Below are 19,388 nucleotides of genomic sequence, written 5' to 3' on the forward strand. Positions count from 1 at the left end.
GCCCTGACCACCGCAGAGATCGCGGCGATCAGCACCGATAACATCTCCACGCTGACTACCGCTGAGGTGAAAGCACTTACCACGGCTCAAATCGCCGGCCTCGATACCGCTCACGTCCAGGCGCTGGGCACCGCACAAGTTGCGGTCCTCTCCACCGCCCAGGCCCAGGCACTCGGTGCCGCAGGGGTAGGCGCACTTACTTCCGATCAGCTCCGCGCCCTCTCGACCGGCGATGTGGCGGCCCTGACCACCGCCGAGATCCAGGCGATCAGCACCGACAACCTGGCGACCCTGACTACCGCGGAAATCGCGGCACTGACCACCGCTCAGGCACAGGCCCTCGGCGCCACCGGCATCGCAGCCCTTGGTTCCGATCAGCTCCGCGCTCTGGCAACTCAGGATGTAGCAGCCCTGACCACCGCTGAGGTAGCGGCGATCAGCACCGATAACATCTCCCTGCTGACCACCGCCCAGGTCAAGGCAATGACCACGGCCCAGATCGCCGGCCTTGATACCGCTCACGTCCAGGCCCTGAGCACCGCAGAAATCGCGGTCCTCTCCACCGGCCAGGCTCAGGCGCTTGGTGCAGCAGGCGTTGGCGCACTTACCTCCGATCAGCTCCGTGCGCTGAATACTGCGGACATCGCAGCCCTGACCACCGCAGAGATCGCGGCGATCAGCACCGATAACATCTCCACGCTCACCACGAGCGAGATCAAGGCACTTACCACGGCCCAGGTCGCCGGCCTCGATACCGCTCACGTCCAGGCGCTGGGCACCGCACAAGTTGCGGTCCTCTCCACCGCCCAGGCCCAGGCACTCGGTGCCGCAGGGGTAGGCGCACTTACTTCCGATCAGCTCCGCGCCCTCTCGACCGGCGATGTGGCGGCCCTGACCACCGCCGAGATCCAGGCGATCAGCACCACCAACCTGGCGACCCTGACCACCGCGGAAATCGCGGCACTGACCACCGCTCAGGCACAGGCCCTCGGCGCCACCGGCATCGCAGCCCTTGGTTCCGATCAGCTCCGCGCCCTGGCAACTCAGGATGTGGCAGCCCTGACCACCGCTGAGGTGGCGGCCATCAGCACCGACAACATCTCCCTGCTGACCACCGCACAGGTCAAGGCAATGACCACCGCCCAGATCGCCGGCCTTGATACCGCTCACGTCCAGGCCCTGAGCACCGCGGAAATCGCGGTCCTCTCCACCGGCCAGGCCCAGGCCCTTGGCGCAGCCGGGGTAGGCGCACTTTCCTCCGACCAGCTCCGTGCGCTTTCCACTGCAGACATCGCAGCCCTGACCACCGCGGAGATCGCGGCGATCAGCACCGATAACATCTCCACCCTGACTACCGCTGAGGTGAAAGCACTCACCACGGCACAGGTCGCCGGCCTTGATACCGCTCACGTCCAGGCGCTGGGCACCGCACAGGTAGCGGTCCTCTCCACCGCCCAGGCTCAGGCACTCGGCGCTGCAGGGGTAGGCGCACTTACTTCCGATCAGCTCCGTGCGCTGAATACCGCCGATGTGGCGGCCCTGACCACCGCAGAAATCGCGGCGATCAGCACCGACAACCTGGCGACCCTGACTACCGCGGAAATCGCAGTCCTGACCACGGCCCAGGCACAGGCCCTCGGCGCCACCGGCATCGCAGCCCTTGGTTCCGATCAGCTCCGCTCCCTGAGCAACTCCGACATCGCGGCTCTGACCACGGCCGAACTTGCAGCGATCAGCACCGATAACATCTCCACGCTGACCACTGCCCAGATCAAGGCGCTCACCACGGCGGAAGTCGCCAGCCTTGATACCGCCCACGTCCAGGCGCTGGGGACCGACCAGATCTCGGTCCTGACCACGGCCCAGGCGCAGGCACTCGGTGCCACCGGCATCGGCGCCCTCGGCTCCGATCAGCTCCGCGCGCTGTCCACCGGCGACATCGCGGCCCTGACCACCGCCGAATTGGCAGCGATCAGCACCGACAACATCAGCACCCTGACCACCGGCCAGGTCATGGCACTGACCACCACCGAGGTCGCGGCTCTCGACACCGCCCACCTGCAGGCCCTGGGGACCAACCAGATTGCGGTCCTGACCACGGCCCAGGCCCAGGCACTGGGAGCCTCCGGCATCGGCGTTCTCAGCACGGATCAGCTCCATGCCTTCTCCACCGGTGATATCGCAGCACTGAGCACCGCAGAGGTTCACGCGATCGACAGCGCCCACATCTCGGGCCTGAGCACCGGTCAGATCGCGGTCCTCACCACGACCCAGATCCAGGCGCTGACTACCGACAGCATCCACGCCCTCAGCACGGATCAGGTCCACTCGATCAACGCCTTCGACGTACGGGCCATGACCACCGACCAGGTGGTGGCGCTGACCACCGACCACATCCAGGCGCTGTCCACGACCCAGCTCTACGCGATGACGACCGCCGAGGTGAATGCCCTCACCACGGACCAGGTCCATGCGATGACGACCACAGAGATCCACGCCCTGAGCACGGCACAGATTCACGCCCTGACCACCGGGGATATCAATAACCTCACTACCGATCAGCTGCGGTCCCTGACCACCGCACAGATCGCGGGTCTGAGCAGTGATCAGGTTCACGCCCTGACCACCGACCACATCACGTCCATGACCACCGCCCAGGTCTACGCGCTCACGACGGATAACCTGGCCAGCCTGACCACCGACCAGGCCCACGCCCTGAGCACCGCCGACCTGGCAGCCCTGGAGAACCCGACTGGCACCTACAACTCGGCTCTGGACAAGACCAACGCCCTCTCCACCCAGATTGCGGGTGGCGCCTTCGACAGCAGCCAGCTGGATGCCATCTTCCATACCCCGATCGTCCTCGACCTCGGGACCTCCGGCATCCATACCGTAGGGATCGGCGCCGGCAACACCTTCGACCTCGATGCCAACGGCGCCAAGGAGCATGTCGGCTGGATCTCCTCCGACAGCGGCTTCCTGGTACGGGATGTCAACCACAACGGCACCATCGACAACGGCAGCGAGCTCTTCGGCTCCGCTACCAAGCTCTCCAGCGGCGCTACGGCAGCTGACGGCTTCGCCGCCCTGAAGGATCTGGACAGCAACCACGACGGCGTCATCAACTCCAAGGACGCTGCCTGGAGTACCCTCGGCGTGATGACCGCCGACGGCAAGATCCACTCGCTCGACTCGCTGGGTATCACGAGCCTCAACGTGAACGCCACCCAGACGGCGATCAACAACAACGGCAACTTCGTCATGCTGGATTCCAGCTACACCACTGCCGACGGCAAGACCCACGAAATGGGCGACGTCTGGCTCAAGGACTCCGGCGACATCGCGCTGAGCACTGCCGAGGTTACCGCCCTGAGCACGGCACAGATCCACGCCCTGACCACCGCTCAGATCGCGACCCTGACCACTGCCGACATCGCGGTCATGAGCACGGAACAGATCCATGCCCTGAGCACGGATCAGATCCACGCCCTGACCACCCAGGACGTGGCGGCGATGAGCACCGCACAGCTCCACGCGCTCTCCACCGACCAGGTGGCGGCGCTGACCACGGCGGACATCGCGGCACTCCAGACCATGGGCCATGCCGACGCCCTGACGACCACCGCGCATCACAGCCAGATCCACCAGGGTCTGCAGGACATCCTCAACTTCAACAACCCGGCGTCCGCGCTGCCGATGGCCAACGCAGCCGATCACCTGGCGGTAACCGCCACCGGCCACGACCTTACCGCCCACGTCGCCGGCGCCCACGACACCGCAACCGTCGACGCCAACGGCCACCACGCCGACGGGACCGTGACGGTCCAGGGGGTCAACCCCCACCATCACGATCTGCTGATCGGCTAAACCTTCCCCAAGGTGCCGGGCTTCGGCCCGGCACCCAGTGGGAAAAGCTGGTAACACCTTTGAGTGCGGCCGGGCAATACGTTGCCCGGCCTTTTTTTTCTCCGGGGGGAATCCGGGAATCGCACCGGCGCCCAAGGAGCCGGGAAGGGGAGGGGGCTGTCAAATTCACCCTTGCGGCTTTTGGGCGGCCAGGACAAATTCTTGACGAAAAATACGGCGCGTTTTCTCCGCCAGCGCCGCCGACCGGTGCCGGCGCCGCTTTTTGCCCCGCTTCTGGGACGAATGGGTCACTTCCTCCCCGGAAATCCCGCTCCGCGGGGCCACCGTGGCTGACTCATGAACTGGCAGATAAATTGCAGTACCATCTCGTTCAGCGGCAATCACTACGGTCGGCAGGGGTAAGGAATGGAAAACGAAGCGGTACCGCAGCAGCATCAGCTGTCGGAGGAAGGAACCAGGGTGCTCAATGCAGCCTTCGATCTCGCCACGCGGGGGGAGCTGCAACTGATCGACCTGATCAACATCGCCGATCGACTGACCGCCGCGGGAAGGTGGGACCTGACCTCGTCCCTTTACCGCACCTTCCTGGAACACACGTCCCTCCCCACCGCCTACGTTGCCTATTTCAACTACGGCGTTTTGCTCTCCTCCCACGGAGAGACCTCCGAGTCCGAAAAGATGAACCGCAAGGCCCTGGAGCTCAACCCGGACCTCATCCAGGCCCGGCTGAACCTCGGGAACAACCTGGAGCAGCAGGGGCGCCCGGAGGAGGCCCTGGAGCAGTGGCGGGCGGCTCTCGCCTCGCCGGCCTCCCAGACGCCGGAGAACCTCTCCTTGCGCCTCCACGCGCTGAACAACCTGGGGCGGCTCCTCGAGTCGCGCCGGCAGTTCCAGGAGGCGCTCCAGATGCTGGAGCAAAGCATTTCCTTGGACCCTTCCCAGGAGAGCGTCATCCTGCACCTGGTCCATCTGCGCCAGAAACAGTGCATCTGGCCGGTGTACGCGGCGCCGCCGGGGATGACCCCCGAGGCCCTCGAAGCGCATACCTCCCCGCTGGCGATGCTGGCGGCCTCCAACGACCCTGCGCAGCAGCTTGACGCGGGGCAGCGCTTCGTCGCCTTCAAGTACGGGGTGGCCCCGGAGACCCCGCTGGCCACCGTTCCCTATGGCCACGAGAAGATCCGGATCGGCTACCTTTCCTCGGACCTCTGCCTGCATGCCGTCTCGATGCTGACCATCGAGCTCTTCGAGCGGCACGACCGGGAGCGCTTCGAAGTCTACGCCTTCTGCTGGAGCCGCGAGGACGGCACCGAGATGCGGCGGCGGGTGGTCGACGCCATGGATCACCTGATCCGGATCGACGCCATGGGGGACGCCGAGGCGGCGGCCTGCATCCGCTCCCACGAAATCGACGTCCTGGTCGATCTGCACGGACTCACCTCGGGGGCGCGTCCCAAGATCCTTTCCTACCGTCCGGCTCCGCTGCAGGTGACCTACCTCGGCTTTCCCGGCCCGACCGGCCTCCCCTGGATCGACTACGTCATCTGCGACCGGTTCCTGATCCCGGAGGCGGAGGTCGGCAACTACACCGAAAAGCCCCTGTACCTGCCGCACTGCTTCCAGTCGAGCGACAGCAAAAGGGCCATCGGTGCGCTGCCGACCCGCGCCGCCAACAACCTCCCCGAGGACGCGGTCGTCTTCTGCTCGTTCAACAACAACTACAAATTCACCCCCCAGCTCTTCGCCCTTTGGATGAAGATCCTGAAGCGGGTCCCCAAGAGCGTCCTGTGGCTTTTGGCCGACAACCAGTGGTCCCACGACAACCTCTGCCGGGAGGCCGAGCGGCACGGCGTGAAGCGGGAGCGGCTGATCTTCGCCTCGCGGGTGGCGCCGCCGGATTACCTCGCGCGCTACCAGCTCGCCGACCTTTTCCTCGATACCTTCCCCTTCAACGGGGGGACCACCGCTAACGATGCCCTCTACATGGGACTGCCGCTGCTCACCGTCTCCGGGCGCACCTTCGCCTCGCGCATGGCGGGTTCGCTTTTGACCCACCTCGGACTCGATGAGCTGATCGCCACCGATTTTGCCGACTACGAAAGAAAAGCCGTCGCCCTGGCGCGCAAGCCCTCCCGGCTGCGCAAGCTTAAGGAACAGCTCCTGGAAAAGCGCTCCCAGCCCGGCTCCCCCTTCGACATGGGGACCTTCATCAAGGATTACGAGGGCGCGATACTGGGCGCGCTCTCCGAAGTGAAACGGCCTGCCGAGCCGGCTCCCGCCGCGCACCAGGCTCCGGCGCCCCTGGTCCAGACCGCGCCTGCGGGACCACCACTTACCATTCTGCTCATGGCGGTAAATCCCGGGTTCTTCGCCGAGGCGCTCGGCTCCGTGCTGAGCCAGACCTTCGGGGATTACCGGCTGGTAGTGAGTGACAACAGCGAGCCGGGCACCATCCTCGCGCAGTTTCGGGACCGGTTTTCCGACCCCCGGATCACCTGGGTCCACGCCTGGCCGCAGACCAAGGGGAACCTGCTCAACCACGTCCGGTTCCTGCTGGACCTGGTGGAGACCCCCTTCTTCAAGTTCATGCACGACGACGACATCCTGTATCAGACCTCCAACGCCCACCTCATCTCGCTGCTGCAGCAAAACGAGAACGTGGTCTGCGCCTTCCACGGCAGGCACATCATCAACGAGCTGGGGCAGTTGGTCAGCCTGAGCCACTGGTTGCCGACCGGACAGCTACAGGCCTTCACCGAACGGCAGATTGCGGAACTGGTCTGCAAGACCGCAGCTAACCTCTTCGGGGAGGTCCCCTTCGGCATGTACCGCAGCACCGTGCGGGAATGCTGGTCGGCAGAGTTTGCCGGCTGGCCCTTTACCTACATTGGCGACATCACCTCGGTCCTCAACATCGCGCGGCTGGGATGGATTGCCGGCTCGGGGGCCATCCTCGGGGCCTACCGGCGGCACGGGAGCCAGATTTCCGTGGTCGATTCTCCGATCCGCCTGTCGGCGACGGTGGAGACCGACCTGTTGAGTCGGCTCCTCAACGCCCGCTTTGGCTTCTCCCCGGAGACGGTGTCGACAACCTACGACCGGCTGTTGGAAACCTACCAGCGCAATCTCCCCCATTTCCCGATCCTGGAGCGTTTCCTGAGCAACCTGCAAAGTTGCGTCACTGAGGGGCGGTTCGCGCCGGACCGGGAGTTCTACGAGCTCTGGAGGGAAGCCCGGACCATGCAGGACCTTCCGGTGGTGGATGCGGAGCAGCTGGTGTTCTGAAGTTCACAACCGGGGAATGAAAAAACGGCGTCCGGCCGGCCACGATGAAGGCCGGCGGGACGCCGTTTTTTTTTGTCGGTCAGGGGAGGGGGGCGGTCGGTGGCTGGGCGGGCGCTGCTCGGGTAGCGGCGCTGCAACCGGGAAAGGTAACCCTTCGCGGTACCCGGCCGTTTACCCTGGAAACGTCGTCAGTCCCAGATCTTCTTCTCGTTCACGACCCCGAACAGCTCGTCGACGAAGAAGGTTTCCTTCACCTCCGGGGCGATGGTCATTCTGCCGTCCATGCTCAGCCCGAAGATCTCATCCACCAGTGCCGGAGAGACGGGGGGCATCGCCTTGCCGTTGAGCTCCAGCATCTCCAAGATGAAGGCCTCGATCCCGGCATGGAGCTGCGCTTTCTGGGCGAAAAGGCGCTGGTTGTTGAAGCAGGGGCCGTTGACGAAGGTGCCGTCCGGATTGGCCTTGATGTACATCCCCTCCGGTGCGGCCAGCGCCGATTCGAAAAGGATGTGGTACTTCATCACGTTGCTGGGGCGGCCGTGCCCTGGGGGGCTTTCCGGGAACAGCGCCTTGGTGCGGTCCGCCATCCCGTACGGGTTCCAGGCTCCCACGAAACCGGTGACGTAGAAGCCGAAGAAATCGGCGTCGAAGAACCGTCCCAGATAGTACTGGATCGACCCCTTGATGCCGATGTCGGACAAGGCCAGCCGGCTGCCGGGTTTGAGGCCGATCTCCCGGATGTAGCGGAGATACCCGGCGCGCTCCCGGGCGGCATTTTCCAGGATCTCCTCAAGGTGATCGTCCACCACGGTCTTCAGCCTCGGGTCCGTATTGACCATGATCTCGTCCGAATCGGCCTCGTCTCGGCAGGGAACCCCGAACCGGTTGTTGAGAAGCTGCTTCGTGGTCCCGGAAAAGCTGTCCTTCAGGGTCTCGTGAACGTCGGCGGCGGTTTTCAGCGCGGCCACCGAGGCCATTCGGCGGGAGGTCTTGAAGTAGATCCCCTCCGGGAGATCGTCCCGGTCCAGGCGCCGCACGATTCCCGCGTAGAGTTTTTCCAGCAGGTAGCCTTCCCGGGCCAGGAAGAGGACCCGGTCGAAACGCCCCGCCTCCAGTTCCGCCGTCAGCCAGGAAAAATAGTTGTAGAGGAGCGGCCCGAAGAAGACGTAGCCGAAGTCGAAGAGAGAGCTGATTTCGGGGACCCCCTTCTTGCCGCTGAGCGCAAAGGGGTTGTCGAAGAGACGGGCGAGGAGCAGCCCCACCGCCTTGCTGTCGGGCAAGGTGGTGCTGTGGACGGCAGCGTCCCTGATGGACGAGGCGAGGAGCATCTCGTAGGGACCCATCACCTTGAAGGTATCGATGCCGTGGGGGAGGGGATTGGCGACGTCGGCCCGGTCGCTGTCGCCGATATGCAGGGCGGTTTTCCCGGCGACGACGCGGGCATAGCGCTCCCAGAGCGCCCCGGACTTTTTCGACGCACCCGCCTCGCACGATACCAGCAGCCCCGCGTACCCCTCGATGCCGCAGCGGGAGAGGATCTGTTCCATCACCGGGAGGGGGAGGTGGATGTCGCTGATCAGGTAGACGGACTTTTTCCCGGCGAGACAGTGCCGGTAGAGACGGAGGAGCTCCTGCCGGGGGACCGCGTGGTCGATCTCCGCGGCGACTTCCAGCTCCCGCAGGTGTTTCGCCTCGGCCTCGGGGAGGCCGGCGGCCTGGGCGAGCTGGCCGTAGATGTCGTCGATGGTGAAGTTCTCGCCGCTTTCCCGCAGGCAACGCTCTTCGGCCTGCTTGCGGGCGTTGAGAAATTGCTCCGGCCCCATCGCCAGGCCTTTGGCTTCGGCCTCCACCACCTGCAGGAGGTCTTCCGGCCGGCTGACCCCGCGCAGCACGAGGGTGTCGAAGACGTCGAAGGAGATCACCTCGTGGGCGTCGATCGCCGCTTCCAGCTGGGCGGCGGTCACGTTCCAGTAGGGATTGCCGCTTACCGAGGCGTCCCCCTGCTGCAGCGCTGCGATCTCGCCGTTGGTGAAAAAGATCTCTTTGCCGTGCTCGGACTTGAGAAAGGCGATCCGCTTGAAAATGGTCTCCCAGTAGACGTCGCTGGAGGCGATGATGACCGCATCGACCGCACCGATTACCTCGTGGTAGTCGAGGACCCTCTTGCCGTAGATGATCTTGCCGGTGTTTTCCGGCGCCTTGTCCATCAGCCCCGCGATGCGAAGGTGCGGCAGGGCGTCGATGACGCTCTTGGCGACCGCTCCGATCCCGTAGACCGCGAAGTTGAATTCCCGGTAGGGGCTCGTATTCAGGCGCTCCGCCAGGCGTCCGGTTTTGTCGTTGGTCAGATCCAAGGTTGCGGTTCCCCCAGCGGGTTCAGCGGCGCGGCAGCGAGGCGCGGATTCGCCTCGCTGCCGGCACCCGGCTCGGTTGGGCGGCTGATCAAAGCTGCTCGCCCGCAGTCACCTCTTTCGCACCGCCCGGGATCGAGCAGTAACGGCAGGCGTCGATGAATTCCACCTTCTCGAACTTGTCCAGCTCCCGGGCCAGGTCCGCGACCGAAAGCCGGTGGATGTCGACGTATTGTCCCTCCACCTTCTCGAATTTGCCGAGTTTCACCCCGTTGCACTGGTACGGGCAGTGGTAGAGCGTGCCGTTGTACATCCTGCGGCAGGCGGCCAGGAAACAGTTGCTGTAGTTGGCCTCGAGGCGGCCGTCGTCGGCCTGGTGCAAGTCGAAGGAGTTGATGTCGAACCAGTAGCGGTCCGAGTAGTTGAAATGCTGCACCCCGTACTCGGCGAGCTTTTTCAGGGTCTGGGCGATTTTGGCCCGGAACTGGTCCGAGAGGGACTCCCCGTAGTTGGCCACGGTGACGATGATCCGGTCGTTCTTGAGGACCTGGCAGAGCTCGTCCGAGGGGACCACGGTCCCGTTGGTGAATACGCCGATGTACCCGATCCGTTCGATCCGGAGGATGTCCCGAACCAGATCGGCCAGTTCGCGGTGGAGAAACGGCTCCCCGCCGACCAGGTCCAGCCGGTGGATGAAGCGGCAGGCCTGCACCATCTTTTTGATGTCGTTCAGGATGGTGTCCTTCGGGAGGGTCTCGCGGTTTTTCAGGTACGGCACCGCCTCCAGGCAGTGCTTGCACTTCAGGCTGCAGACCTCGCTCAGCAGGTAGCCGAACTCGTTGAACGAGGAACCGGCGACCTCCTGGTAGGGGTTGTCCCGATAGGCCATCTCCTCGACCTTCTTGCAGAAGATCGGGCACTTGTACGGCTTGACGTGGTACGAGGTGCACTCGAGGAGCTCGGGCGGGGTCCCCGCGGCATGGTGCGCCTTGCAGACCAGGTATTTGAGGAGGTAGACGAGAAACAGCCCGTTTGCTTTGGGATGGGTGCACCCGAGCTTGACGATGTCGTCGTCGATCAGCTCGGCCAACTGCATGGTCCCGGCGGCGATGATCAGCAGTTCGTCCGCCTGGGGCGGCCGGGCGGTCAGCGATGCCGGGGCGTCGACCGGGACGCCGTTGACGGAGCCGATCTGGTCGTGAAAGCGGTCGATGAAGCGCTCGATGGGAATCCCCAGCTCCTGGAACGCACCGTAGAGCATCTTCCCGGCCCGTCCGGCGCCGTAGATGATGTTCTTGCGGGTCTTGAGATACGCGATGACTTCATCCGCGGCCTTCTGGTCCGGTTCGGTCCCCTCGATCAGGCCGTCGTACAGCTCGGACAAAGTCTGGTTGAGCTCGATGAACATGTTCTTTCTCCTTTGGGTGCAGCTTTGTATCGGTTGAAAGTGGCAAACAGACGGTTTTTTTGGTTCAGGCGGAGCGGCTTCCGGCGTCCGGCTGCCGCTCCGCGGGGATCGCGTAGAGCACCAGGCCGGTGGCGCACCAGCCGTGCAGCCGTAACAAAAAGCGGTATCCCTCCAGCGCCTGCATCAGGAAAAGGGGGAGTTCCCACAGTCCCAGGCGGTTGTGGTAGGCGGTCGCGGCGATGATGGGGCGGCAGCGGCGGATCGTCTCCACCCCCCCTTTCAGGACCTCCAGTTCCCATCCCTCCAGATGGAGCTTGAGGAAGGTGGGGTCCTCGTGGAGCTGGTCGATGGTGGTGGTCGCGACCCGGCGGGGGCCGATGGCGGAGAGCTGGGTCGCGTAGCCCAGCCCGTCGTAGAGGAGGGCGCTTCCCTCCTGCTGTGCCAGGACCCGGTCCGAGATGGCGATCCGGCCGGCCGGCGCCGGGATGGCCGCGGCGATTTCCCGGCGTAAGACGGCCAAGTTGTCCGGGTCCGGTTCGACCGCCACGATCTCCCGGAACCGCTCTCCCACTGCGCGGGCAAAGGCGATGCTCACTTCGCCGTGGTGCGCCCCTACATCCAGCAGCGCTTCCTCGTCCCCGAGCAGTTCCCGCACCTGTGGAATGAAGTAGCGGTCCGCCACGGTGACCGGGGCTTCGGGGAAAAGCCAATCCTGGCGCAGCCGGCGCCAGGCGAAGAACTGAAGCTGATGCGCCCGGGAGATCGGGTCCTCCCAGCGGCTGAGTACCTCTTTCATCCCGGCGCGGTCCGCGTCGGAGATCTGGTCGGCGAACCACCCGTTACTCAGCGGATGGCGGTCCCGGTACGCCTCGGCCACGTCGTAGAAGGGGATCACGTCCGGCCATCCCTTAGCCGTCAGGCTCCGGTGCACCGGGCCGTACTGAACGGTGGAGATGCAGACCGCGAGCAGCACCCTGGATTGCTCTTCGGGAGAAACCTCATCCGGCGCGAGGATCCGGGTGCCCTCCCAGAAGGGATCGGCGCGGTGCTGCGCCGCGTTGGCGTCGACCACGTACTCGAACGGGATCCCGACGTGGCGGAGGTACTCGGCGGCCATGTGCCCCAGGTTTCCCGCGCCGTAGAGGACCAGCGGCTTGTCCACCGGGCGCGGGCCGAGTTCCGCCGGGGTGGCTGCGATCCGGTCGATAAGCGCCGCGCCCCCTTCTCTGGAGGGGAGTTCGGCAAAGGTCAGTTCACGGTAGCCACAGTCTCGGCCCATCGCCGCAACCTCTCGTTTTCGGGAAAATGCTGTTGGAAGTGGAACACCGACCCCTTGGTCTTTTCCACCAGGCCGTGCCGGGAAAAGGGGGACGGGACCGGTGCCGCGCCGGTGAAGATCTCCGGGTGCGCCTGGCAGGAAAGGAACCATTGCGCCGGGTCGGCGCCGAAGATGGCGGGAAAGGCGATCTCCCGCTTCGGCTGCTCCAGGACCGCCCGGTAATGCCCTTCGAGGAGCTCCACCATCCGGGGAACGGCGAAACGGGTCCGTACCGAGGCCGCCGCTTGCTCCCCCATCTCCCGGCGTGCCTCCGGGTGCTCCCAGAGCCATTGCAGGGCGTCGGCGAGCTCTTCCGGGGTCCGGACCACCAGGCCGGTTTTGCGGTCTTCCACCAGGTGGCGCTCCGCGGGGTTGTCCAGGACCACCGGGACGATCCCCATCGCCATCGCCTCCAAAAGCGCGTTTTCCGTGGTCCCGTAGTGCTCCGGGTTGAGGAGGTAGACCAGGGTGTCGATGTCGGCCAGCGCGCCGACCACATCGGGGGTGTACCCGGCGAATTGGAGCATCCCGGGGCGGCCGGCCAGCTCGCACTGCCGCTCCAGGATCTCCCGGTTCAGGGTGTCGCCCACCAGGCGGACCGTGAAGCCGGGTATCCGTACCTTTTTCAGGAAGTTGACGTAGTCCGGATGCAGCTTGGCGAAGTTGAGGCTCCCCAGGTATCCCGCCCGCATGCCGGCGACCTGGCGCCGGGCCGGCTCGGGAAAGCCGTCGAACCCACCGCAGCTGTGCACCACCCCGAGTCGTTCCCGCTGTGCCGGGTGCAGTCGCGCGACCGCCTCGGCCTCATAGGAACAGGGCGAGGTGAAGAGGAAACGCTCGGCGTTTTCCAAGAGCCCGGACGGGATCACCGGGGTATGGAGGCCGGAGACGTGGCACCAGACCAAAAGACGCATCGGGGGGAGCGCGGCGCGGCAAAGGGCCGCGATGGTGGCGGGATGGTTCCACCATTCCAGCTGCACGACGTCGGCGGCGGCGACCTCGGCGGCCAGGGTCGCCGGGTCCGGTTCCACGATAACCGCTCCGCCGGCGGCCAGGGTCCGGTCCACGAAGAGCGGCTTTTCCGGGCGCTCCAGGCAGACCACGCGGTGCCGAAACGCCCCGGAAAAGGCGCCGCCGACCACTCCGCTCAGCGCTTTCCCCACGCCACCGCCCAGGTGGGCGGTGAGATGCAGGACGGTCACCGGCCTCATCGGCGGCTCTCCTCCAGTTTTTTCAAAAGCTCGCCGGCGTACGGGTCGATGTTGTCCGGCAGGCAGTGGCTCAACTGGCCGCACTGGCTGCAGATCGGGTCCTGCATCCGCTCCCCGCGCAGATGCGCCACCCGGTGGCGGTACATCGCTTCCGAGTTCCAGATCTCCTTCACGCTCTGGGTCCGGACGTCGCCGATGATGAGCTTTCTGGCCCAGTCGAGGAAGCAGAGGCTCACCGAGCCGTCCGAGTTCACCGACATGGAATAGAAGATGTAGGGGCAGACGTTGGTCTCGCCGACCGGCTGGTCGTAGATCCCCTTCTCCATGGAGACCCCCAGCCGGTCTTCGATGTCGAACTCGGGCCAGCAGGGGGCCATGTTCTCGATGAAGATCCGGTCCGCGTAGTTGCCGAAGGTGGCGTAGAACCGCTCCTTGTCCGCCTCGCTCAGGAAGTCCCCGGCGATCTTGATGCAGATCTCGCAGTTCCCCTTGAATTCGTAGAGCTTGGCGATGTTCTCCACGAAGCGGTTGAAGTCGACCTTCACCCCGGTGAAATCCAGAAACTGCTGGTCGGAGAGGCCGTCCACCGAGATGTTGATCCGGTCGATCCCCGCCTCGATCACCGGGCGGATCCGCTCCGGCTCGAAGAAGTAGCCGTTGGTGGTGGTGTCGATGGCATCGGCCACCCCCCGCTCCTTGGCGTAGCGGATCATGTCGGCGAAGTGCCGGTTCATCATCGGCTCCCCTTCCTTGTAGAGGCGGAGCACCTTGAGGGGGCGGTCGAACTCCTGCAGGTCGTCGATCACCTTTTTGTAGAGATCGAAATCGAGCGGCCCCTGGAAACGGCCGGTCTCCCGGATCAGCTTGTCATCGCCGTTCGGGCAGAACTTGCAGCGGAAGTTGCAGGCGCTGGAGGGATCCACGAAAAGCACCATCGGGGTGGCGAGCGGGATCACCGTCTCCAGGCGGGTCCTGCCTTCGGCGTTGATGCGGGGTTTGATCTCTGCTTTCATGCGCGTCGTTTCCTTTTGTGTGGGAAGGTGAGGGGGAGCGCTACCTTTCGGACCGGTCCCCTTTTTCCGTTTCGTTGCCGCCCGCGTCAGGCGGTGAGCTGTTTCAGTTTCCCGGCGTCGCCCCAAAAAGCCATCGGCTCCCACTCCGGGTAGGGATAGCGGCCGAGCTCCAGCCGGATCGAGGCGCCGCGCCGGGCGATGTGCTCCTCCACCAGCCGGCGCACCGAAATGGGGGTGCCGCTGCAGACGTTAACGATGCCGTCGAAGTCGCGCCGTTCCAGAAGCCGCACCAGGCGCTCGGCGATGTCGCCGACCGGGGAATAGTCCCTGAGCTGCTCCCCGCCCGACATCGCGAAGTTCTCCGCACCGGCGTCGATGGCCCGGTCCAACTGGGCGATCAGGCTGCGCGGGTTCTGTCCCGCCCCGTGCATGTAGAAAAGCCGGGTCCAGGTGAGCCGGAAGGGGATTTCGCGCTGGAGGGCCTGGAGGAAGCGGCGCAGGGTGTCCTTGGCCTGGGGGTAGGGGAGGATCGGGGCGGTCGGGCACTCCTCGGTGAGGGGGCCGTTTTGCAGCCCGTACTCGAAGCAGGTGCCGGCGACCAAAAGCCGCGGCACCCCGGCGCGGACCACCAGTTCCAGGAAGCGGCAGTGCTCGCCCAGGGTTTCCGAGAGGTGCCGCAGCGCGCGGTAGTTGTCCAGGTCCGGCCAGGCCAGGTGCAGGAGGGCGTCGTGGCCGGCGAGCGGCTGGAGGTCGGGAGGGTTTTGCAGGTCGCAGGGAAGGGTCGCGACGCCGTCCGGCGGCTGCGCCGCGGAGCCCGGACGCACCAGCAGGGTCACCTGGTGGCCCCGCTCCAAAAGCGACGCCACCGCGTAGCGGCCGATGAAGCCGGTCCCGCCGGTCACCAACACCTTCATCGCGCCCCTCCCATGGTGAAGGGGGAGACGAACTCGGCCAGGGGGGCGAAAGAGCGGTCCCGCTGCGAGATGACCGGATCGGCATCGGGCCAGGGGATGCCGGCGGAGTCCCAGCGGATGCCGGTGTCGTGGGCGGGGGCGTAGACGGTGGCGACCTTGTAGAGCATGGTTGCCGGGCCGTCGGTGACGTAGAAGCCGTGGGCCACCCCCTTGGGAAGGTAGAGGAGGTTCGCCCGCTCCGCGTTCAGCTCGAAGAGCTCGTGCCTGCCGTAGCTTGGCGAGTCCCGGCGCAGGTCGAGGACGACGTCGAGCACCCCGCCGGCGCTGCAGTAGACCAGCTTCTCGTGATCGTGGGGGGGGAGCTGGAAATGGAGCCCCCGCAGCACGCGCGGGTGCGAGACCGAGTAGTACTCCTCGCGCCAGTCGGTGTTGAGCCCCAGTTCGGTGAAGAGCCCGTGGTGGAAGGTCTTGACGAAGCTCCCCCGGTCGTCCCGGAACCGGTCCGGAAGGAGCTCGCAGCAGCCCGGTATCGAGGTCTGGCGGAGCTCCATCAGGAGGCCATCCCGGCGAAGCGGCGCATGGTGGCGGCGATTCTCGCGATCATCTCGGCGGAGAGCCCCGGGTAGACCCCGACCCAGAAGGTGTCGCGCATGATCCGGTCGGTGTTGGCGAGCTCGCCGACCACACGGTAGCCCTGGCCGCTGGCCCGCATCTCGTCGAAGCAGGGGTGCTTGAGGAGGTTGCCGGCGAAAAGCATCCGGGTCTGGATCCGCTCCCGTTCCAGATGGCTGACCATCTGGTCCCGGGTGAACCCGGCATCATCGCGCACCGTGATCAGGAAACCGAACCAGGAGGGATCTGAGTTGGGGGTCGGCTCGGGGAGGATCAGCCGGTCCGCCAGCGGGGTGAGCTCCTCGCGGAGCTGGGCCCAGTTCTTCTTGCGCGCCTCGACGAAGCCGGGGAGACGGTCCAGCTGGGCGCAGCCGATCGCCGCCTGCAGGTCGGTCACCTTCAGGTTGTAGCCGAAGTGGGAATAGACGTACTTGTGGTCGTAGCCGACCGGGAGCTCGCCGAACTGCTGGTCGAACCGGTGCCGGCAGGTGTCGTCGCGCCCCGAGGGGCACCAGCAGTCGCGTCCCCAGTCGCGGAAGGACTCCACCAGGCGCTTGAGCTGGGTATCGCCGGTGTAGACCGCCCCCCCCTCGCCCATGGTCATATGGTGCGGCGGGTAGAAGCTCGAGGTCCCGAGGTCCCCGATGGTCCCGGTGTAGCGCCACTGCCCGCGGAAGAGGTAGCGGGAGCCGAGCGCGTCGCAGTTGTCCTCGATGAGCCACAGGCCGTGTTTCTCACAGAAGGCGCAGACCGCCTCCAGGTCGAAGGGGTTGCCCAGGGTGTGGGCGACCATGACGGCGCGCGTCTTCGGGGAGAGGGCGGCTTCCAGCTGGGTTACGTCGATGTTGTAGCCGGGAAGGGTCACGTCCACGAAGACCGGGACCGCCCCGTACTGGATGATGGGTGCCACGGTGGTCGGAAAACCGGCCGCCACGGTGATCACCTCGGCGCCGGGGAGAATCCGCCGGTCCCCGAGCTTCGGGGAGGTGAGCGCCATGAAGGCGAGGAGGTTCGCCGAGGAGCCGGAGTTGACCAGGGAGCAGTGGGGGACCCCCAGGAAGCGGGCGAATTCGGTCTCGAAACGCTCGGCGTAGCGCCCGGTGGTGAGCCAGAAATCGAGGGTGGCTTCGGTCAGGTTGGCGATCTCTTCCTCGCCGAAGATCCTCCCGCCGTAGTTGATGCGGTCCCCCGGGGCGTACGCCGGCTTGTGGCCGTGCACCTCCCGGTAGTAGGCAAGCGCCGCGGCCACCGCCTCGCGGCGCAGCGTCTGTTCCCGGTTATCGGCCATGCTCGGTCTCCCCCGATGCCAGAGTTTGGTAGTTTTCGATCTGCCGGAGGGTGAACTCCCGCATGTCCCCCCCCTTGAGCTGGGTGCGGTACCAGGAGACGGTCCAGTCGAGCGCCGTCTCCAGGTTCAGGGCCGGCTGCCACTTGAGCCCGGCGCGGGCCGCGGAGCAGTCGAGCTTCAGGTACTTCGCCTCGTGGGGCTGCGGCGTGCCGACGAGCTCCCAGCCGGCTCCCTCGCCCCACAGGGCGCAGGTCCGGGAGACCAGGTCGAGGGTGGGACGGGCGTCCTCGTCGCGGGGGCCGAAGTTCCACCCGCGGGCGAAGGGCTCGCCTTCCTGGTGCAGCTTCCGGGCGAGGGTGAGGTAGCCGCGCAGGGGCTCCAGGACGTGCTGCCAGGGGCGGATGGCGTCCGGGTTTCTGATCTGCACCTTCACCCCTCCGGCGCAGGCGCGGATCAGGTCCGGCACCAGCCGGTCCGCGGCCCAGTCGCCGCCGCCGATGACGTTGCCCGCCCGGGCGGTGGCGAGAAACGGGGCGGCGGCAAAGAAGGAGCGGCGGTAGGAGGCGGTGACCAGTTCGGCACACCCTTTGCTCGCCGAGTAGGGGTCGTTCCCCCCCATCGGCTCGTTCTCGCGGTAGCCCCAGTCCCACTCCCGGTTCTCGTAGCATTTGTCGCTGGTGATCACGACGGCGGCGGCGACCGAAGGGGTGCGGCGCACCGCCTCCAGGAAGTTCACCGTCCCCATCACGTTGGTGGCGAAGGTTTGCGCCGGGGTCTGGTAGGAGGCGCGCACCAGCGGCTGCGCCGCCAGGTGGAAGACGACCTCGGGGGCTGCCTCCCGCATGGCCGCGGCCAAGGCCTCCGCGTCGCAGACGTCGCCGATGCGGCTGACGATCCCCTCGGCGGCACCGGTCACCGTGAACATGCTCGGGTCGGTGGGGGGATTGAGGGCGTAGCCGGTGACCCGGGCCCCGAGCAGCTTCAGCCACAGGGTGAGCCAGGTCCCCTTGAAGCCGGTGTGGCCGGTGATGAAGACCGATTTTCCCTTCCAGAACGAGCCGTTCATCACCAGGTCTTCCATTTGGCCTGGTTGGTGGTCCACAGGTGCTCCAGGTCCTGCTTGTCGCGCAGGGCGTCCATGCATTTCCAGAAGCCGTGGTGCTTGTAGGCCTTGAGCTGGTTGTCGTGGGCGAGGTTTTCCAGCGGTACCTGCTCCCACATCCACTTGTCCGCATCCTCGGGGAGGTAGTTGAAGATCTCGGGCTTGAGGACGAAGAAGCCGCCGTTGATCCAGCCCCCCTCCTCGATCGGCTTCTCCTTGAAGCTGGAGACCGTGCCGTCCTCTTCGAGGTCTAAAAGGCCGAAACGTCCCCCCGGCTGCACCGTGGTGACGGTGGCGTACTTGCCGTGCTCGTTGTGGTAGGCGACCAGTTGCTCCAGGTTGACGTCGGCCACCCCGTCGCCGTAGGTGAGGAAGAAGTCTTCCTTCCCCACGTACTGCTGCACCCTTTTCAGGCGCCCGGCGGTCTGGGTCATCAGCCCGGTGTCGACCAGGGTCACCCGCAGCTTTTCGGTGTTCGCCTGGTGGATTTCGAAGCTGTTGGTCTGCAGGTTGAAGGTGACGTCGGAGTTATAGATGTAGTAGTTCATGAAATACTCTTTGATCATGAACCCCTTGTAACCAAGACAGATGATGAACTCGTTGTGCCCCTGGCTTTCGAAGATCTTCATGATGTGCCACAGGATCGGCTTCTCTCCGATCTCGATCATCGGCTTCGGCTTCAGGTACGACTCCTCGGAGATGCGCGTGCCGAGACCACCGGCGAAGATGACAACTTTCATAGAGGCTCCTGGGGGATTTGGATTGAAAGATCCTGGAGGGGCTGCCGCCAGAGTTCATTCTGTAGATGTGACCCGGGCTTGACTTGCAACGGCTGTGCCGTGCCTTTGCTGGTGCCGTCTGTGAGCATCCCGGGGCGATTTATGCCAGTGGGGCGGCCTTTTTTTGTCAAAGCTTTGGCTGAATCCCCGCGGCGAATCTGTCAATAATTTGAAAATAATGGGGAAATGAGCGGGGCGCGGGGGCTTGGTGCGGCAGCGGCGCAAGCGACCGCTATGGCC

General features: G+C 65.4%; 12 protein-coding genes. 2 read left to right on the forward strand and 10 right to left on the reverse strand.

Annotated elements, in window-relative coordinates; all coding sequences use genetic code 11:
* Together JFN93_RS23835 and JFN93_RS23840 are read left to right on the forward strand one after the other, a co-directional pair.
* Window positions 1-3,867: beta strand repeat-containing protein (locus JFN93_RS23835; protein ID WP_407931903.1), on the forward strand; the 3,867-nt coding region annotated here is incomplete at its 5' end.
* 405 nt (window positions 3,868-4,272) lie between these two features.
* Complete coding sequence (locus JFN93_RS23840; protein WP_199386890.1) at window positions 4,273-7,152, forward strand: O-linked N-acetylglucosamine transferase family protein; 2,880 nt, start codon at window positions 4,273-4,275, stop codon at window positions 7,150-7,152.
* Between the two features lie 188 nt (window positions 7,153-7,340).
* Here JFN93_RS23840 and JFN93_RS23845 read toward each other — a convergent pair whose 3' ends face one another.
* The 10 genes from JFN93_RS23845 to rfbF all read right to left on the reverse strand — a co-directional run bounded on the left by JFN93_RS23845 (window position 7,341) and on the right by rfbF (window position 19,109).
* Window positions 7,341-9,506, reverse strand: coding sequence for an HAD family hydrolase (locus tag JFN93_RS23845; RefSeq protein WP_199386891.1), 2,166 nt, complete (start codon window positions 9,504-9,506; stop codon window positions 7,341-7,343).
* A gap of 88 nt (window positions 9,507-9,594) precedes the next feature.
* Window positions 9,595-10,911 carry a radical SAM protein gene (locus JFN93_RS23850; RefSeq protein ID WP_199386892.1) on the reverse strand — a complete coding sequence of 439 codons (1,317 nt, stop codon included), beginning with the start codon at window positions 10,909-10,911 and terminating at the stop codon, window positions 9,595-9,597.
* Window positions 10,912-10,975: 64 nt separating this feature from the next.
* Window positions 10,976-12,190, reverse strand: coding sequence for an FkbM family methyltransferase (locus JFN93_RS23855; RefSeq protein WP_199386893.1), 1,215 nt, complete (start codon window positions 12,188-12,190; stop codon window positions 10,976-10,978).
* Window positions 12,160-13,440, reverse strand: coding sequence for a glycosyltransferase family 4 protein (locus tag JFN93_RS23860; RefSeq protein ID WP_199386894.1), 1,281 nt, complete (start codon window positions 13,438-13,440; stop codon window positions 12,160-12,162). The genes JFN93_RS23855 and JFN93_RS23860 overlap by 31 nt, the downstream gene beginning before the upstream one ends.
* On the reverse strand, window positions 13,437-14,453 hold the full coding sequence (locus JFN93_RS23865) for a radical SAM protein (protein WP_199386895.1): 1,017 nt from the start codon (window positions 14,451-14,453) through the stop codon (window positions 13,437-13,439). Before JFN93_RS23865 ends, JFN93_RS23860 begins: the two co-directional genes overlap by 4 nt.
* An 86-nt stretch (window positions 14,454-14,539) precedes the next feature.
* Complete coding sequence (locus JFN93_RS23870) at window positions 14,540-15,367, reverse strand: NAD-dependent epimerase/dehydratase family protein (protein ID WP_199386896.1); 828 nt, start codon at window positions 15,365-15,367, stop codon at window positions 14,540-14,542.
* Window positions 15,364-15,918 carry a dTDP-4-dehydrorhamnose 3,5-epimerase family protein gene (locus tag JFN93_RS23875; protein ID WP_199386897.1) on the reverse strand — a complete coding sequence of 185 codons (555 nt, stop codon included), beginning with the start codon at window positions 15,916-15,918 and terminating at the stop codon, window positions 15,364-15,366. Before JFN93_RS23875 ends, JFN93_RS23870 begins: the two co-directional genes overlap by 4 nt.
* Window positions 15,918-17,267, reverse strand: coding sequence for a lipopolysaccharide biosynthesis protein RfbH (gene rfbH, locus JFN93_RS23880; protein WP_199386898.1), 1,350 nt, complete (start codon window positions 17,265-17,267; stop codon window positions 15,918-15,920). The genes JFN93_RS23875 and rfbH overlap by 1 nt, the downstream gene beginning before the upstream one ends.
* Window positions 17,257-18,348 (reverse strand): CDP-glucose 4,6-dehydratase, encoded by a 1,092-nt coding sequence (rfbG, locus tag JFN93_RS23885; protein ID WP_199386899.1) that lies wholly within the window; start codon window positions 18,346-18,348, stop codon window positions 17,257-17,259. The genes rfbH and rfbG overlap by 11 nt, the downstream gene beginning before the upstream one ends.
* Window positions 18,333-19,109, reverse strand: coding sequence for a glucose-1-phosphate cytidylyltransferase (rfbF, locus tag JFN93_RS23890; protein WP_199386900.1), 777 nt, complete (start codon window positions 19,107-19,109; stop codon window positions 18,333-18,335). Before rfbF ends, rfbG begins: the two co-directional genes overlap by 16 nt.
* Window positions 19,110-19,388 lie beyond the last annotated feature (279 nt).

The organism is Geomesophilobacter sediminis, from assembly GCF_016458275.1.
In the GTDB taxonomy this organism is placed as follows: domain Bacteria; phylum Desulfobacterota; class Desulfuromonadia; order Geobacterales; family Geobacteraceae; genus Geomesophilobacter; species Geomesophilobacter sediminis.

Bases quoted from the DNA above. Each gene is read 5' to 3' on its own strand.
- JFN93_RS23840 (WP_199386890.1), top strand. From the start codon at position 4,273: ATGGAAAACGAAGCGGTACCGCAGCAGCATCAGCTGTCGGAGGAAGGA.
- JFN93_RS23850 (WP_199386892.1), bottom strand. From the start codon at position 10,911: ATGTTCATCGAGCTCAACCAGACTTTGTCCGAGCTGTACGACGGCCTG.
- JFN93_RS23855 (WP_199386893.1), bottom strand. From the start codon at position 12,190: ATGGGCCGAGACTGTGGCTACCGTGAACTGACCTTTGCCGAACTCCCC.
- JFN93_RS23860 (WP_199386894.1), bottom strand. From the start codon at position 13,440: ATGAGGCCGGTGACCGTCCTGCATCTCACCGCCCACCTGGGCGGTGGC.
- JFN93_RS23865 (WP_199386895.1), bottom strand. From the start codon at position 14,453: ATGAAAGCAGAGATCAAACCCCGCATCAACGCCGAAGGCAGGACCCGC.
- JFN93_RS23870 (WP_199386896.1), bottom strand. From the start codon at position 15,367: ATGAAGGTGTTGGTGACCGGCGGGACCGGCTTCATCGGCCGCTACGCG.
- JFN93_RS23875 (WP_199386897.1), bottom strand. From the start codon at position 15,918: ATGGAGCTCCGCCAGACCTCGATACCGGGCTGCTGCGAGCTCCTTCCG.
- rfbH (WP_199386898.1), bottom strand. From the start codon at position 17,267: ATGGCCGATAACCGGGAACAGACGCTGCGCCGCGAGGCGGTGGCCGCG.
- rfbG (WP_199386899.1), bottom strand. From the start codon at position 18,348: ATGGAAGACCTGGTGATGAACGGCTCGTTCTGGAAGGGAAAATCGGTC.
- rfbF (WP_199386900.1), bottom strand. From the start codon at position 19,109: ATGAAAGTTGTCATCTTCGCCGGTGGTCTCGGCACGCGCATCTCCGAG.